Raw genomic sequence first — 15,484 nt, 5'->3', positions numbered from 1 at the left:
GAGGCTCGTTCTGACCCGATACCGCGCAGAGCTTAGTGCAGCTTAAGCCGCGGGCGGATTACCCGGTTGAGGCTGCCCACCAGCATCATCAGGCCGGTTTTGAAGTAACCGTGCAGCGCGATCTGGTGCATACGATAGAGCGAGATGTAGACAAAGCGCGCAATCCGCCCTTCCACCATCATCGAACCGCGCATCAGGTTGCCCATCAGGCTGCCGACCGTACTGAAGCGGGAGAGCGACACCAGCGAGCCGTGATCTTTGTAGACATAGGCTTTCAGCGGCTTACCGGCACGCTGCGCCAGGATATTATCCATTGCGCGTGAGGCCATCTGGTGCGCAGACTGAGCGCGAGGCGGCACGAAGCCACCGCCTGGCAGCGCGCAGGAGGCGCAGTCGCCAATCGCGTAAATATCATCATCCAGCGTGGTCTGCAGCGTCTCTTTAACCACCAGCTGGTTGATGCGGTTGGTTTCCAGTCCGCCAATCTCTTTCATAAAGTCAGGCGCCTTGATCCCGGCAGCCCAGACCATCAGATCGGCTTCAATAAACTCACCGCCTTTGGTATTCAGGCCATTCTGCTCAGCGCTGGTCACCATAGTCTGCGTCAGCACGCGCACGCCCAGTTTGGTCAGCTCCTGATGTGCTGCAGCAGAGATGCGCGGTGGCAATGCAGGCAGAATACGTTCGCCCGCTTCGACCAGCGTTACGTTCAGCGCTTCGCGTCCCAGCCCTTTAAATCCGTAGCTGTGCAGCTGCTTCACAGCATTGTGCAGCTCGGCGGAAAGCTCAACGCCGGTGGCACCGCCGCCGACGATAGCGATGTTCACTTTCTCCAGTTTGCCTTCGCTGGCAGAGAATTTCAGGAACAGGTTGAGCATTTCGTTGTGGAAACGGCGCGCCTGATGAGGGTTATCCAGGAAGATGCAGTGATCTTTAACGCCCGGCGTACCGAAATCGTTCGAGGTACTGCCCAGCGCCATCACCAGCTGGTCATACGCCACTTCCCGCTGCGGCACCAGCACTTCGCCCTGTGCGTTCACCACTTCGGCCAGCCGGATCACTTTCCGGCTGCGGTCAATGTCAGTGAGCGAACCCAGCTGGAACTCAAACCCGTGATTGCGGGCATGCGCCAGATAGCTCAGCGCATCGATGCCCTCATCCATGGAGCCGGTCGCCACTTCATGCAGCAGCGGCTTCCACAGATGGCTGTGGTTACGATCGACCAGGATAATCTCGGCCTTTTTTTTGCGCCCCAGTTTATGACCCAGCTGCGTGGCCATTTCGAGGCCGCCGGCTCCCCCTCCGACGATAACAATTTTCTTAACGGATGTAGTCAACAAAGACCCCCTCAAATTGTGAACCAAAAGTTAACCGAAGGTTAAATTAAACCTTAAGAAACATAGGGTTGGCGAAGTTAAAATCGCAATCTGCTGGCAGAATAGCATGGCGGGAAGAGGAGAACATAAGAATATTGATATACATCAAAGCAGGAAAATAAAACTCGGATAATTACGTAACGAAAACAGGCACCCTGCGATGTCAAATCTGTTTAACCTGCTGTTTTAAATAATTTTATCTGCTGGAGATGGGAAGAGAGGTTTTTAAGTTTATGCCCTTCCGCCTCACCCCGGTCAATCACATAAAAGGGCCGGAGACGATCGGCGCTGCGCTGGCTGCCGAGCGTCTCACCCTGCCGTGAGAGAAAAGTGAGACAGCGGCCACGGTTGCGCTCACGGAAATCGCTGACGCAATGGGTGGCGGTGTCCGGATGCGTCTCAGGCCGGTCAATCTTCCTTTCCATGTTCTCATGCGTAAAGAGGCCGGGATTAAAGATCGCCTGCCGGATGCCGTACAGACAGAAAGCCAATGCGTTCTGACCAGAAACCGTCAGGTCCGATGCCGCAGGTCAGCGGGCAATCGCCGTCAGACTGCATCAGCATTCTGACGGTTTCTGTAGCAGAAACTGCATGGCGGGGATGGCGGGTGCTGTCACTGCGTAACCTGACATCAGGATTGATAAACTGCAGTTGCAGCACTTTTCATAATTACCCGGACTACCGGAATCAAAACCGTGCAGAGCGATGATCATTCAGACCCACAGGGTAATGATAACGCCGGGCAGTCACTGTTTACCACGACGCCTTATGCGCCAGCCAGCGTTCCTGAAGTTCACTCAGTTGCCGGGCGTTGTTTTTCCAGCGAGGCGTTGCCTGCAGCTCATCGCGGGTAAACCGGCCCTGATGATACAACCGGGTAACCCGTTCTGAACTTACCGGGATCAGGTTATCCAGCACACTGATGGCTCCCTGACGCTGATTGCAGACCAGCACCATGTCACATCCCGCATTAAGCGACTGCTGCGCCCGCTCCGCATAGCTGCCCATCACGGCAGCCCCCTCCATTGAGAGATCGTCGGAGAAAATCACGCCATCAAAGCCCAGCTGCTCGCGCAATACGGTTTTAAGCCAGTACGGCGAACCGCTGGCCGGCAGCGGATCGACATCGGTGTAGATGACGTGGGCAGGCATAATGGCATCCAGGGCCTGCTCCGTGATCAGGCTGCTGAAGATCGCCATGTCATGCTCGCGCAGCGTCTTCTCATCGCGGGGATCGCGCGGCGTCTCTTTATGCGAATCGGCGCTGACCGCGCCATGTCCCGGAAAATGTTTGCCGGTGGTTTTCATACCCGCCTCGTGCATCCCCGCAATAAAGCGGCGCGCCACGGCGAGGGCGATTGCCGGATCGGCATGGAAAGATCGATCGCCGATCGCGGCACTGATATGGCCCACGTCCAGCACCGGCGCGAAGCTGATATCAATATCCATCGCGATCATCTCAGCAGCCATCTGCCAGCCCGCCTGCTGTGCCAGCTCGCCGGCAGTCTCTGCGTCGTGCAGCGCTGCAAAAGATTGCATGGCGGGCAGCTTGGTGAAACCGTCGCGGAAACGCTGCACGCGTCCCCCCTCCTGATCCACCGCCACGACCAGTCGGGTGTGGGACGCGGCGCGGATCTGACGCACCAGCTCGGCAAGCTGAGCGGAATCGTGATAGTTGCGGGCAAACAAAATTAACCCGCCGACCAGCGGATGTTGCAGGATTTCGCGATCTTCGCCATCCAGTTCATAACCACCGACGTCAAGCATCAGCGGGCCGGGTAAATGTGATTTCATAGCCTGAATCCTGTAGCGCGACGCAAGGGCGTCACCGATTAAATCTGTTGCCAGCTCTGCTGAGCCAGCTGTTGTAATGTGGCGTCATCGCACTGACTGGCACGCAGCTGATACCAGCTGGCCATCAGCAGACGCAGCCAGGGTTGCCAGCGTCTGACCTGGTGTGCCAGCGCGGCAAGCGGCAGCTGCATCGCATCAGCATAGCCGGCCAGCCAGTCATGCTGATGCTGTGGATCGCAGGCACAAATGGCCGCCAGTTCCAGCGCGACATCGCCATCGGCGGCATATTCCCAGTCGATCAGCCGCAATCCCTCGGGGCTCTCGATGACATTGCCGGCATGCAGGTCCATGTGCAGCGGTGCCAGCCGCAGCGGCTGCGGCTCCCCCTGTTGCGTCAGGCGCCTGAGCGATCGCAGCCAGCGATGATTACGTTGCGGCGTGAGCTGCCAGTAGCGCCATAACAGCGGCAGCAGCAGCAGGCGATAGCCTGTCAGCGGCTGCTGATGGAGCCGCTGCAGCAGCGTCAGAATCTGTGGTCGCTGCTGGCTGAAGCGCGGTTCATCCAGCACCTCGCCCGGACACCAGTTCAGGATAATCCCCTGCGGGTTACCCGCTACGGGCTGCGGCGCAAGGCCGCGGGTACGCAGTTTACGTAACAGGCGGAATTCACGCTGCCGGTCCACAAACGGGATGACCGGCTGCGGCGCTGCCCGCGCGATAAAGATTCCGTGCGGGCTGACAATCTTCTGACTGCATCCGGTCAGACCGGCAAGCGGATACATCGACGTCTTATCAGAGTCGCCGGTGACCTGCCCAATCAGCCGCTGAAGCGCGGCATTAATTCTGGGCAATGCCGTTGCCAGACCAGACGATCTCGCCGGTCTGAACCAGCATCAGCTGCATCTGCAGAGTCGGTGCTTTGACATCGCCGCTGGCGTTGCTGTAAAGCACATACTGCGCGTTAACGTTGCGCGCCAGGCCAATCGCTTTGCTGCGTGAGTTGAGGCTGTCATCCGGCGATAAGCCCAGCGCCTGCTTCGCCTGCGCCAGCTGTTCGGCCGAAACCAGGGTGAATTTGCCGTTATTGTTCAGCGCATTCTGGATAGCCGACGTGGCTTTCTCGCTCTGCAGCGTACCGTTGGTGCTGTTTTTAACCCGATCGACTAATAGCACGCTGCCCGGCTCGGCGCTGGCGGCCTGCAGCATCTTCGCCACCAGCGGCTGAACGCTGGCATCCCAGTTAATGGTGACGAGTTTCGGCGGCTGTGGCACCGGCTGCGGCTGCGGTGCGGGCTGCGGTTCAGGTTGTGGAACGGGCTGCACCGGTTCCACAGGCTGGGTTGGCTCAACCGGTGCAGGCTGCTGCTGTTTCACCACACAACCGGTCAGAATGAGCGCCATCAGAAGCGCTCCGGTACGATTCACACTGCGTATCACGTAGAAGATCCTTAAAGATAGAGATAAAGACGAACCTTGCTGGCTGTCAGGTTACCCAGTTGCGAGGCGGCGACAATACTTCCCTGCGCCGGAACGGTCACGGTCTGCGCCGGTTCCTGCGGGGTAATTTCCAGCCCTTTGTCGTCATACCAGTAATAACGATAGTGGACAACGACCGGGGCTTCGCGCTGATTATAGAGCACGCTGGTCGCGCGTTTCAGTCCGTCGTGCTCATCCAGCGTGGGCTCATCGGTGATGATCCCTGCTGACAGCACAGCGGATTCCATCACCAGTGACTGTGAGGTATTGATCATCGGTTTATCACTGCTGCACGCCGTCAGGCAGAGCAGGATCGGCAGGCCAGTCAGCCAGGATCGCATAGCACGTTTCCGTTATGGTCAGTTTGAAAGCATCGGGCCCAGCGGTTCGCCACCCACCAGATGCATGTGGATGTGATACACCTCCTGACCCCCATGTTGATTGCAGTTCACAATCAGACGATAGCCATCCTGAGCAATCCCTTCCTGCCGGGCGATTTTCGCCGCAGTGGTGAACATCCGTCCCAGCGCATGTTCATGTGCCGCTTCCACCTCGTTCACCGTCGGGATCAGCACATTCGGCACGATTAAAATATGGGTCGGCGCTTTGGGCGAGATGTCGCGGAAGGCAGTGACCAGCTCATCCTGATAAACCACATCAGCGGGGATTTCGCGGCGGATAATTTTACTAAAAATGGTTTCTTCAGCCATGGTGCAATTCCTTTAGCCTGAGTCGTAATCAATGAGTATGCGGGAGAAATTTGTTTTCTTTCAACCTCAGGACCACTTTTCTTGCATTGTTCGCCTGCCTTTGCAGCAGCAACGCCTCCCCGACCCGTCGGCGTTACGCTGGAAGCGCCATACGCAGCCGTTTAAAATGAAACGCTGCTTATAAATTAATCCCGCCCCCCTTTTCTTTCTCTTATTGCCACTTATCTGCCAGCCCTGGCCACATCGCGAAAGTTTAGCGCGTTCGTCAGCTCTGCTTTGCTAACCCGTCCGGGTGAAATGGACGACATCACCAGGGATACATTGCCCTATAGCTTCAGGGAGCATCCGCTATGCGCTCACGTATGGGTATTGGCCACTATCTGGCCTGTGGTTACGGAGATTTTCCGGGAGCAGGTACCACTGCGCTTACCGCCGCCTGGCTGCTCTGTTTTTACACCCCCTTTTTGCGGGCTGGCGCCGGTTCAGGCCACACTGATTTTCGCCGCGGCGCGCGTGCTGAATGCCGTGGTCAGCCCTGCGGCCAGGCGATGGCCCTGCTCTGTCTGACAGAGTATCTGCGCGCCTGGCGCTGAATCGCACCCAAAAAAAAGCCCCGCACGGCGGGGCTTTTTCACTGCGGTGACGCATTACATGCTGCGGATATAGTCATCCATATCTGTTTTCAGGTTATCGGACTTGGTGCCGAAGATAGCCTGGACACCGGAACCGGCCACCACCACGCCACGGGCGCCAAGGTTTTTCAGTTCGGTCTGGTCAACTTTGCCTACATCGGCAACGCTGACGCGCAGACGTGTAATACAGGCGTCCAGGTTGGTGATGTTCTCTTTACCACCAAACGCGGCGACCAGTTTGCCCGCCATCTCAGAGCCGGTCGCAGCAGACTGCTCGCTGCCAGTGCTCTCTTCGCGGCCAGGGGTTTTCAGGTCCAGCTTCGCGATCAGAACACGGAAGATGGTGTAATAAACCAGGCCGTAGATGATACCGATAACCGGGAACAGCCAGATTTTGCTGCTGTTACCACTCAGCACGATAAAGTCGATCAGACCGTGAGAGAAGCTGGTGCCATCACGCATGCCAAGCAGAATACAGATAGGGAATGCCAGACCCGCCAGCAGCGCATGGATGACATACAGGATCGGCGCAACGAACATGAATGAGAATTCAATAGGTTCGGTGATACCGGTCAGGAATGAGGTCAGCGCAGCGGAGATCATGATACCGCCCACTTTGGCACGGTTTTCTGGTTTTGCTGAGTGCCAGATCGCAATCGCAGCAGCCGGCAGACCGTACATTTTGAACAGGAAGCCGCCAGAGAGTTTGCCTGCGGTCGGGTCACCCGCCATGTAGCGTGGAATGTCGCCGTGGAAGACCTGGCCTGCCGCGTTAGTGTATTCACCAATCTGCATCTGGAAAGGAACGTTCCAGATGTGATGCAGACCAAATGGCACCAGCGCACGTTCAACGACGCCATAGATACCGAAGGCTACAACCGGGTTCTGATACGCCGCCCACTGTGAGAACTCCTGAATCGCGGCACCCACAGGTGGCCAGATGAAGGAGAGCAGTACGCCCAGCACAATCGCTGCCAGACCCGAAATGATCGGCACAAAGCGTTTACCGGCGAAGAAGCCCAGATATTCAGGTAGCTTGATGCGGTAGAAGCGGTTGAACATATAAGCCGCGATGGAACCGGCGATAATCCCGCCCAGCACCCCGGTGTCGGCGAGGTGTTTCGCCTCGATCTCCGCCGCAGAGAGATGCAGCACCAGCGGAGCCACGACCGCCATGGTTTTCACCATGATGCCATAGGCGACAACGGCGGCCAGCGCCGACACACCGTCGTTGTTGGTAAAGCCCAGCGCCACACCGATCGCGAAGATCAGCGGCATGTTGGCGAACACCGATCCACCCGCTTCTGCCATTACATGCGAAACCACTGCAGGCAACCAGCTGAAATTGGCTGAACCGACCCCTAATAAAATACCGGCAATCGGCAGAACCGAAACCGGCAGCATCAGCGATTTACCGACCTTTTGAAGGTTGGCAAAAGCATTTTTGAACATAGCGTGAAGCTCCTGAGTATGAGTGCATATTTGCGCAGTGCGCGTGGCAAAGAGGGAGGATTCCTTGCCGGGGTGGCGGTGACCGCCTTTTGATTTATTACGAAGGGTAAAATAAATACCGACCTGTTACTTTGACGGCTATCACGTTTCAACAATCCCGGACGCGCACTTTACGAAATTTCTCACTGACCTGCACGATTAATCGGCGATAAAAAGCTGACCCTGTCTTTAAAAACAGGGTCATAGGCGCAGATGACAGATTAATTACAGAGACTGAAATAAAACGCTTCAGGCTCCCAGCTGGCTCATCGGGATATGAAACAGCGTAGAGAAGTTCTGGGTGGTGGCGGTAGCCAGGGTTTCTATATCCACCCCTTTCAGGACGGCCAGATATTCAGCCACGTCACGGGTATAGGCGGGCTGGTTCTCTTTCCCCCGATAAGGCACCGGCGCCAGATAAGGCGAATCCGTTTCCACCAGCATCCGATCCAGCGGCACATAGCGAGCGGCTTCGCGTAACTGTTCGGCATTACGGAACGTAACGATACCGGAAAAGGAGATATAAAAGCCCATATCCAGCAGCTTCGCGGCTGTAGGCTGATCCTCGGTGAAACAGTGCAGCACGCCGCCGCAGCGCTCAACCTGCTCTTCGCGCAGAATCGCCAGCGTGTCGTCACGCGCATCGCGGGTGTGAACGATAATCGGCTTATTCAGCGCAATACCGGTGCGGATATGTTCGCGGAATGAGCGCTGCTGCTGCTCACGGGTCTCAGGCTGATAATGGTAATCCAGTCCGGTTTCACCCAGCGCCACCACGCGGGGATCGGCGGAGAGCCGGCGAAACTCCTCAACATCATAGGCCTCCTCCTGATTGAGTGGATGGACGCCGCAGGAGAGCGCAATATTCTGCCGATCGCCGACCAGCTTTTTCAGGGTATGGAAGCCCGGTAGCGTCGTGGCAATGGCCAGCATGAATTTCACATCCCGGGCCGCCGCTTTAGCAATCACCTCATCGAGGTCACGATGGTTCTTTTCATAATCCAGGCCATCAAGATGGCAGTGGGAATCAACAATAAACATAACGAGTCTCAGCCAGGTTTAGCGGATCAGTGCAGGCTTTTCAGTTTCTGCCCAGCTCAGAAGCTGATCCGTCAGTAAGAGTTCACGATTTACGGCGGCGACATGCAGCAGTTGCTCGCGACAGCGCATCCACGCGCGGGTGCTGCTGTCGAGCGCGCTGCCCGAAAAGTGGGCGGCCAGCAGCTGCACCACATCCTGGCGATCGCCATTACTCAGCCACTGTGCCGCATTCTGCTGCCATTTCATCGCGTCCAGAAGCAGGGAGAGCAGCCAGCCGATTCGGGTGGCCGCATCCTCCGCATTCAGCACCGGCAATAGTTGCAGGATGTCGTGCTGCAGCGCCCCGGGCAACGCATCACATAGCTTCTGCCGCGCCTGCCATGGCCCGGTTTCCAGCAGGCTTAATGCTGCACCAGGCGCACCGGCACTCAGCCGCAGTGCCGCCAGCAGCATCTGTTCATCGTGTGACACGTGTTTTTTCAGCCAGAGCAGGCTCTGACCTTCGTCCGGTGGCGTCAGCGGCAGCGTCATACAACGACTGCGCAGCGTCGCCAGCAGACGTGAAGGATCGCGGCTGCTGAGAAAGAACCAGCTATTGGCAGGCGGCTCTTCCAGCGTCTTCAGCAGGGCGTTGGCAGCGGCTTCCGTCAGCTGCGCGGCATCGGGCAGCCAGACCACTTTCGCGCCACCCTGTTGACCAAAGTGATACAGCTTTTCCGTTACCTGCCGCACCGCATCGATGCCCAGGGTACTTTTGCCCTTCTCCGCTTCAAGCCGGTACCAGTCCGGATGGGTATTCGCCTGCATCAGCTGGCAACCATGACAGGTGCCGCAACTTTTCAGACCATCCGGCTGCTGGCACATCAGCCAGCGACTTATTCCCCAGACCAGCGCCTCATCACCCATGCCGGCCATCGCCTGGATCAACAGCGCATGATGCGCGCGATTCTCCTGATGCTGGCTAATCACATGGCGATAAGGCGGGTTCAGCCACGGGTACCAGTTCATTACGCCTGCTCCGACAACCACTGCGTCAGAGCAGCCTGAAGTGACGCTGTCACGTCTTTCAGCGATTGCGTTGCGTCAATGGTCAGAATTGTGGGGTCGTTTTCCGCCAGTGCCAGGTAGCGCGCGCGGGTACGCTCAAAGAAGCGCAGCGACTCCTGCTCAATGCGGTCCAGCTCCCCGCGCACCCGTGCCCGCTGCAGGCCGATTTCCGGCGTGACATCCAGATACAGGGTCAGATCAGGGCGGAAGTCGCCCAGCACGGTGTCGCGCAGCGTCTGCATCAGCGTGCTATCGAGCCCGCGTCCGCCCCCCTGGTAGGCCTGAGAGGAGAGATCGTGACGGTCGCCGATCACCCATGCACCGCGAGCCAGCGCCGGTTTGATCACGGTTTCCACCAGTTGCACCCGCGCTGCATAGAGCATCAGCAGTTCCGCTTTATCCGTCACCTGCTCGCCTTCAATACCCTGCTTCACCAAAACGCGTAGCTGTTCGGCTAGCGGCGTACCGCCCGGCTCACGGGTAAAGACCAGATCGGTGATGCCGCGGGCGTGCAGTGTGGCAACGATGGCGTCGCGCGCGGTGGTCTTTCCGGCGCCTTCCAGGCCTTCGATGACGATAAACTTACTGTTCATTTTTTTCCTTGAGCATCTGCCGGTATACCTGCACCGCCTGATTATGACTGGCCAGATTGGTGGTAAAGGTATGACCGCCCTTGCCGTCAGCCACAAAATAGAGATAGTTCGTTTTCTCAGGATGGGCGGCCGCCAGCAGGGAAGCCTTACCCGGCATGGCGATTGGACCAGGCGGCAGACCATTAATCATATAGGTATTGTAATCGCTGGCGGTTTCAAGATCTTTACGGGTGAGTGACCCGTTGTAGCGGTCGCCCATGCCGTAGATCACGGTAGGGTCGGTCTGCAGACGCATCCCGGTCCGCAGCCGGTTGATAAAGACCGAAGCAACACGCGCGCGCTCCTGACTGACCCCCGTCTCTTTTTCGATAATAGACGCCATCGTCACCAGATCCTGCGGCGTTTTATAGGGCAGATTATCCGCCCGTCCCTGCCAGACCTCATCAATGGTTTTCTTCATCCGCTCATGCGCGCGTTCCAGCAGGGCAATATCTGTGGTATTCGCCGTGTAGAGATAGGTGTCGGGAAAGAAGTTACCTTCCAGCCGGGCAGGCTCAACCTTGAGGGCGCTGGCCAGTGTGGCGAACTGATCGTCTTTGAGCGTATGGCGGATATAGGGCGCTTTACGCAGCTCACTCAGCCACTCGTTGAGCCGCTGACCCTCCACAAACCGCACCGGGAACTGAGCCTCTTTACCGCTGGCCAGCAGCTGTAACAGCTCACGAACCGTCATCGCCGGCGCCAGGCGGTAGGTTCCCGCCTTGAAGGTGGCCAGTTCCGGCTCCAGACGCAACAGCGCACCAAACCAGATGCTGCGCGGAATGATCTTCTGATCCTCCAGCTGCGCCTCCAGCGCCACCCGGCCCGTACCGGCGGGCAGTGTGTAGATCGTCTCCTGCTGCAGCGTCAGCGGGGTCGCCGCAAACTGCTTAATCTGCCAGTAGCTCACTACCGCCGCGAGCCCTGCTATCACCAGCAGGGTCACGAGAACTTTTTTGCTTCGAGTCATGATGCTTCCATTATCTTTTCACAGCCTGCCTGTAGCTGATTAAACAGCAGGCGCTCAGTAAACTGTACCGCCTCGATCTGTCGCACCGGCAGAACCGGCATCAGCGCATTACAGATGACGACTTCATCCGCCGCCAGCAGCTGCGCCGGTTCGCTTTGTACGACCTGGCAAGTCTGGCCCGTGACCGCGAGTTGCGCCATCAGACGCCGCCGCATAATGCCATCCACCCCCGAAGCTGAGAGATCGGGGGTAAAAATCTGGCTGCCCTGGCGCCAGAATAAATTGGCCGCACAGCATTCCACCACCCAGCCTTCAGTGTCAAGCACCAGTGCCTCGTCGGCGTCCGTCTGGTCAAGATGAGCGCGGATCAGCACCTGCTCCAGGCGGTTGAGATGTTTAATACCGGCAAACTGTGTGTTTCGCGCCAGACGGACTGGACTGATACGGAGCGAGGCGCCCCGCTGCTGTAAACCGGCATAGTGCTCTGGCCAGGGAGCCAGTGAAACGATCCGGGTTGGTTCACTGCAACCGCGCCGGCTGTAGCCGCGTCCGCCGCTGCCTGCGCTGATAATCACCTTCAGCACCGCCTGGGCCTGCAGATGCGCGGTGGCGCTCATCTCTGTTTCGAGCCGATGCCAGTCAACCCCGTCAATCCACAACCGCTCACAGCCCTCTCTGAGTCGCTGAAGATGGCTTTCCAGCAGCATGATTTTGCCCTGCCGCACGGCGGCGGTGGTAAAGCAGCCATCGCCGAACTGCATGCCCCGATCGGTGGCAGCCAGCGTCGGTTGTCTGATCCCGTTAATCCACATGGTTCTCTCCTGCGCCTGATCCAGCCTGTCAGCGCCCGCTGCGGGATAAAAAAAGGCCCGCATCGCGGGCCTTGTCAGCTATCTGCAACGATTACACCTTACGGAAGATCAGGGAACCGTTGGTACCGCCGAAGCCAAAGGAGTTACACAGCGTGTACTCCAGGCCGGAAACCTGACGCGCGGTGTGCGGCACGAAATCGAGATCGCAGCCTTCATCCGGATTGTCGAGGTTAATGGTCGGTGGAACAGCCTGGTCGCGCAGTGCCAGAATCGAATAGATGGATTCAACCGCACCCGCTGCACCCAACAGATGCCCGGTCATGGATTTGGTTGAGCTCACCATCACTTTGCTGGCGGCTGCCCCAAATACGGATTGCACCGCCTGCGCTTCAGCCTTGTCACCCGCTGGCGTAGAAGTGCCGTGGGCGTTGACATAGCCGATCTGCTCAGGCGTAAGCTGCGCATCGCGCAGTGCGTTGACCATTGCCGCCGCAGCACCTGAACCATCTTCGGGCGGTGACGTCATGTGGTAAGCATCGCTGCTCATGCCAAAACCAACGATTTCCGCGTAGATTTTCGCACCACGTTTCTTCGCATGTTCGTACTCTTCAAGTACCACGATGCCCGCGCCGTCACCCAGCACGAAACCGTCACGATCTTTATCCCACGGGCGGCTGGCCGCTTGCGGGTTGTCGTTACGCGTTGAGAGAGCACGTGCCGCACCAAAACCACCCACGCCTAATGGCGTACTGGCTTTCTCGGTGCCACCAGCCAGCATCACGTCAGCATCGTTATAGGCGATGATACGTGCCGCATGACCGATGTTATGCACACCAGAGGTACAGGCTGTCGCGATAGAGATGCTTGGACCTTTCAGGCCATACATAATGGTGAGATGACCCGCCACCATGTTGACGATGGTTGAAGGCACAAAGAACGGACTGATTTTGCGTGGGCCGCCGTTGACCAGTGAAGAGTGGTTCTCTTCAATCAGGCCCAGGCCGCCGATGCCGGAACCAATTGCTGCACCCATACGGCTTGCATTTTCTTCGGTCACAACCAGACCGCTGTCCTGCATAGCCTGAATACCGGCCACAATGCCGTACTGGATGAATTCATCCATCTTGCGCTGATCTTTGCGCGAGATGAACTCATCACAATTGAAATCTCTTACCAGACCTGCAAAACGCGTTGCATAAGCACTGGTATCAAAATGGTCGATCAGGTTAATGCCGCTCTGACCGGCAAGGAGAGCACTCCAGGTAGACTCTACGGTATTGCCGACAGGAGACAACATGCCAAGACCAGTCACAACTACACGACGCTTAGACACGTTCGTCCTCCAGGGAGGGAAAATAGGGAACTATGTGGGACAAATAAAAAAAATCAGGCGGTCGAGCGACCGCCTGAAGATATTCATTAGCCTTTATGGCTATTGATGTAGTCGATCGCTGCCTGAACGGTAGTGATTTTCTCAGCTTCTTCGTCTGGAATCTCAGTATCAAACTCTTCTTCCAGAGCCATCACCAGCTCAACGGTATCAAGAGAATCGGCACCCAGGTCTTCTACGAAAGATGCAGAGTTGGTGACTTCTTCCTCTTTCACACCCAGCTGCTCACTGATGATTTTCTTAACGCGTTGTTCGATATCGCTCATACTATTTAATTTCCTATCAAAACTCGCTTACGCGATGGTTTTCGTAGTGTATAAAATGGTGAAAAAGATGCAACAAAATCCCGGCTGGTCGAACCACGATTTTGCGCTATTTTGCGGTTTTAACCGCAAATAATGCAAATGTTTTCGTGATTTATCAGACCATGTACATTCCGCCATTGACGTGCAGCGTTTCACCTGTGATGTAGGCTGCTTCGTCAGAGGCTAAAAATGCCACAGCATTGGCGATTTCCTGTGCATCGCCTAAGCGACCCGCAGGGACTTCCGCCAAAATACCGGAACGTTGATCTTCGTTCAGTGCCCGCGTCATGTCAGTCTCAATGAAGCCTGGAGCCACGACGTTGACGGTAATGCCACGTGACGCGATTTCGCGCGCCAGTGATTTGCTAAAGCCAATCAAACCCGCTTTTGCTGCCGCATAGTTTGCCTGGCCCGCATTACCCATGGTGCCGACAACGGAACCAATGGTGATGATACGGCCCACGCGCTTTTTCATCATGGCACGCAGAACCGCCTTAGAAAGGCGGAATACCGATGTGAGGTTAGTATCCAGGATATCCTGCCACTCATCGTCCTTCATGCGCATGAGAAGATTATCACGCGTAATGCCTGCATTATTGACTAAGATATCCACTTCGCCAAATTCCGCGCGAATATTCTCTAAAACGCTGTCAATTGAGCCCGTGTCAGTTACATTCAGTAACAGACCTTTTCCCTTGTCGCCAAGGTAAGCACTGATGGCGTCGGCGCCACTCTGGCTGGTTGCAGTCCCGACCACTTTGGCACCGCGTGCCGCCAGGGTTTCTGCAATCGCACGACCAATGCCGCGACTCGCGCCGGTTACCAGCGCAACTTTACCTTCAAAGCTCATAATTTTCCTCTTATTCCTTACCGAGTGCCGCTGACAGGGATGCCGTATCGTTTACGGCAGCCGCAGTCAGACTATCGACAATGCGTTTTGTCAGACCGGTCAGGACTTTGCCTGGGCCCATCTCCAGCAGCTGCGTGACGCCCTGGGCCGCCATCGCTTCCACGCTCTCGGTCCAGCGGACCGGGCTGTAGAGCTGGCGAACCAGCGCATGACGGATAGCTGCCGCGTCGGTTTCAGCTTTTACATCAACGTTGTTGATTACCGGCACCGCAGGGGCATTAAAGATAATGCTCTCCAGCGCCACGGCCAGTTTATCGGCCGCCGGCTTCATCAGTGCACAGTGAGACGGCACGCTGACCGGCAGTGACAGAGCACGCTTCGCCCCCGCCGCTTTACAGGCTGCACCGGCACGCTCAACGGCGTCTTTGTTACCCGCGATGACCACCTGGCCTGGCGAGTTAAAGTTCACCGGTGAAACGACCTGACCCTGCGCGCTCTCTTCGCACGCCTTACGGATCGCCGCATCATCCAGGCCGATAATCGCCTGCATGGCGCCCGTGCCTTCCGGCACCGCTTCCTGCATCAGTTTGCCGCGCAGTTCAACCAGCTTCACCGCATCGGCAAAGTTGATAACACCCGCACAGACCAGCGCCGAGTACTCACCCAGGCTGTGACCCGCCATCAGGCGAGGCTGCTCACCGCCCTGCTGCTGCCAGATCCGGTAGATAGCCACGGAGGCGGCCAACAGCGCAGGCTGCGTCTGCCAGGTTTTGTTCAGCTCTTCGGCCGGACCCTGACTGACTAACTGCCACAGGTCATAGCCCAGTGCGTCAGAGGCTTCACGGAAGGTCTCTTCCACCAGCGGATAGCTTGCCGCTAATTCAGTCAGCATGCCCACGGTCTGTGAACCCTGACCTGGAAAAACAAATGCAAATTGCGTCATCTTTCGTTCCTGTCA

The 15,484-nt window shown here is 57.1% G+C and carries 16 protein-coding genes and 2 pseudogenes; 1 reads left to right on the top strand and 17 read right to left on the bottom strand.

Translation table 11 applies throughout. From position 1 onward, the window contains the following. Positions 1-32: 32 nt before the first annotated feature. The 7 genes and pseudogenes from ACLHDD_RS04665 to hinT all read right to left on the bottom strand — a co-directional run bounded on the left by ACLHDD_RS04665 (position 33) and on the right by hinT (position 5,356). The gene (locus ACLHDD_RS04665; protein ID WP_427103134.1) at positions 33-1,337 is read right to left on the bottom strand and encodes an NAD(P)/FAD-dependent oxidoreductase; all 1,305 of its coding nucleotides are present in this window, start codon (positions 1,335-1,337) and stop codon (positions 33-35) included. A 212-nt stretch (positions 1,338-1,549) separates the two neighbouring features. Next, positions 1,550-2,089, bottom strand: a pseudogene (locus ACLHDD_RS04660) (YqiA/YcfP family alpha/beta fold hydrolase). A gap of 40 nt (positions 2,090-2,129) precedes the next feature. Beyond that, positions 2,130-3,170 (bottom strand): beta-N-acetylhexosaminidase, encoded by a 1,041-nt coding sequence (nagZ, locus tag ACLHDD_RS04655; RefSeq protein WP_427103133.1) that lies wholly within the window; start codon positions 3,168-3,170, stop codon positions 2,130-2,132. Positions 3,171-3,208: 38 nt separating this feature from the next. Beyond that, positions 3,209-3,991 (bottom strand): thiamine kinase, encoded by a 783-nt coding sequence (thiK, locus tag ACLHDD_RS04650; RefSeq protein WP_427105169.1) that lies wholly within the window; start codon positions 3,989-3,991, stop codon positions 3,209-3,211. A 16-nt stretch (positions 3,992-4,007) separates the two neighbouring features. Next, positions 4,008-4,607 carry a penicillin-binding protein activator LpoB gene (gene lpoB / locus ACLHDD_RS04645; RefSeq protein WP_427103132.1) on the bottom strand — a complete coding sequence of 200 codons (600 nt, stop codon included), beginning with the start codon at positions 4,605-4,607 and terminating at the stop codon, positions 4,008-4,010. 11 nt (positions 4,608-4,618) lie between these two features. Next, on the bottom strand, positions 4,619-4,987 hold the full coding sequence (locus tag ACLHDD_RS04640) for a YcfL family protein (RefSeq protein WP_313652279.1): 369 nt from the start codon (positions 4,985-4,987) through the stop codon (positions 4,619-4,621). An 18-nt stretch (positions 4,988-5,005) separates the two neighbouring features. Beyond that, the gene (gene hinT / locus ACLHDD_RS04635; RefSeq protein WP_313652281.1) at positions 5,006-5,356 is read right to left on the bottom strand and encodes a purine nucleoside phosphoramidase; all 351 of its coding nucleotides are present in this window, start codon (positions 5,354-5,356) and stop codon (positions 5,006-5,008) included. A 350-nt stretch (positions 5,357-5,706) separates the two neighbouring features. Between hinT and ACLHDD_RS04630 the strand changes: the two are divergent. Then, positions 5,707-5,893, top strand: a pseudogene (locus ACLHDD_RS04630) (MFS transporter); the annotation flags it as partial. A 110-nt stretch (positions 5,894-6,003) separates the two neighbouring features. Here ACLHDD_RS04630 and ptsG read toward each other — a convergent pair. The 10 genes from ptsG to fabD all read right to left on the bottom strand — a co-directional run bounded on the left by ptsG (position 6,004) and on the right by fabD (position 15,469). Then, entirely contained in the window at positions 6,004-7,440 is a 1,437-nt protein-coding gene (ptsG, locus tag ACLHDD_RS04625) for a PTS glucose transporter subunit IIBC (RefSeq protein WP_427103131.1), read from the bottom strand. Positions 7,441-7,728: 288 nt separating this feature from the next. After that, on the bottom strand, positions 7,729-8,520 hold the full coding sequence (locus ACLHDD_RS04620; protein WP_427103130.1) for a metal-dependent hydrolase: 792 nt from the start codon (positions 8,518-8,520) through the stop codon (positions 7,729-7,731). Positions 8,521-8,538: 18 nt separating this feature from the next. Next, entirely contained in the window at positions 8,539-9,528 is a 990-nt protein-coding gene (gene holB, locus ACLHDD_RS04615) for a DNA polymerase III subunit delta' (protein ID WP_427103129.1), read from the bottom strand. Further along, entirely contained in the window at positions 9,528-10,160 is a 633-nt protein-coding gene (gene tmk / locus ACLHDD_RS04610) for a dTMP kinase (protein ID WP_427103128.1), read from the bottom strand. Before tmk ends, holB begins: the two co-directional genes overlap by 1 nt. Further along, entirely contained in the window at positions 10,150-11,169 is a 1,020-nt protein-coding gene (yceG, locus tag ACLHDD_RS04605; RefSeq protein WP_427103127.1) for a cell division protein YceG, read from the bottom strand. Before yceG ends, tmk begins: the two co-directional genes overlap by 11 nt. Continuing rightward, positions 11,166-11,981, bottom strand: coding sequence for an aminodeoxychorismate lyase (gene pabC, locus ACLHDD_RS04600; RefSeq protein WP_427103126.1), 816 nt, complete (start codon positions 11,979-11,981; stop codon positions 11,166-11,168). Before pabC ends, yceG begins: the two co-directional genes overlap by 4 nt. A gap of 91 nt (positions 11,982-12,072) precedes the next feature. Beyond that, positions 12,073-13,314: a beta-ketoacyl-ACP synthase II gene (gene fabF / locus ACLHDD_RS04595; RefSeq protein ID WP_427103125.1), complete on the bottom strand. Its 1,242-nt coding sequence runs from the start codon at positions 13,312-13,314 to the stop codon at positions 12,073-12,075. Between the two features lie 86 nt (positions 13,315-13,400). Continuing rightward, a complete protein-coding gene (gene acpP, locus ACLHDD_RS04590) occupies positions 13,401-13,637 on the bottom strand; it encodes an acyl carrier protein (protein WP_003849865.1) in 237 nt (78 codons plus the stop codon). 154 nt (positions 13,638-13,791) lie between these two features. Next, entirely contained in the window at positions 13,792-14,526 is a 735-nt protein-coding gene (gene fabG / locus ACLHDD_RS04585; protein WP_313652303.1) for a 3-oxoacyl-ACP reductase FabG, read from the bottom strand. Between the two features lie 10 nt (positions 14,527-14,536). Continuing rightward, positions 14,537-15,469 carry an ACP S-malonyltransferase gene (gene fabD / locus ACLHDD_RS04580; RefSeq protein ID WP_427103124.1) on the bottom strand — a complete coding sequence of 311 codons (933 nt, stop codon included), beginning with the start codon at positions 15,467-15,469 and terminating at the stop codon, positions 14,537-14,539. Positions 15,470-15,484 lie beyond the last annotated feature (15 nt).

It is taken from the genome of Pantoea sp. NSTU24 (genome assembly GCF_050157905.1).
Lineage (GTDB): Bacteria > Pseudomonadota > Gammaproteobacteria > Enterobacterales > Enterobacteriaceae > Pantoea.
Note: the sequence above shows the minus strand (reverse complement) of the source record. Positions and strands in the feature narration are given on the sequence as shown.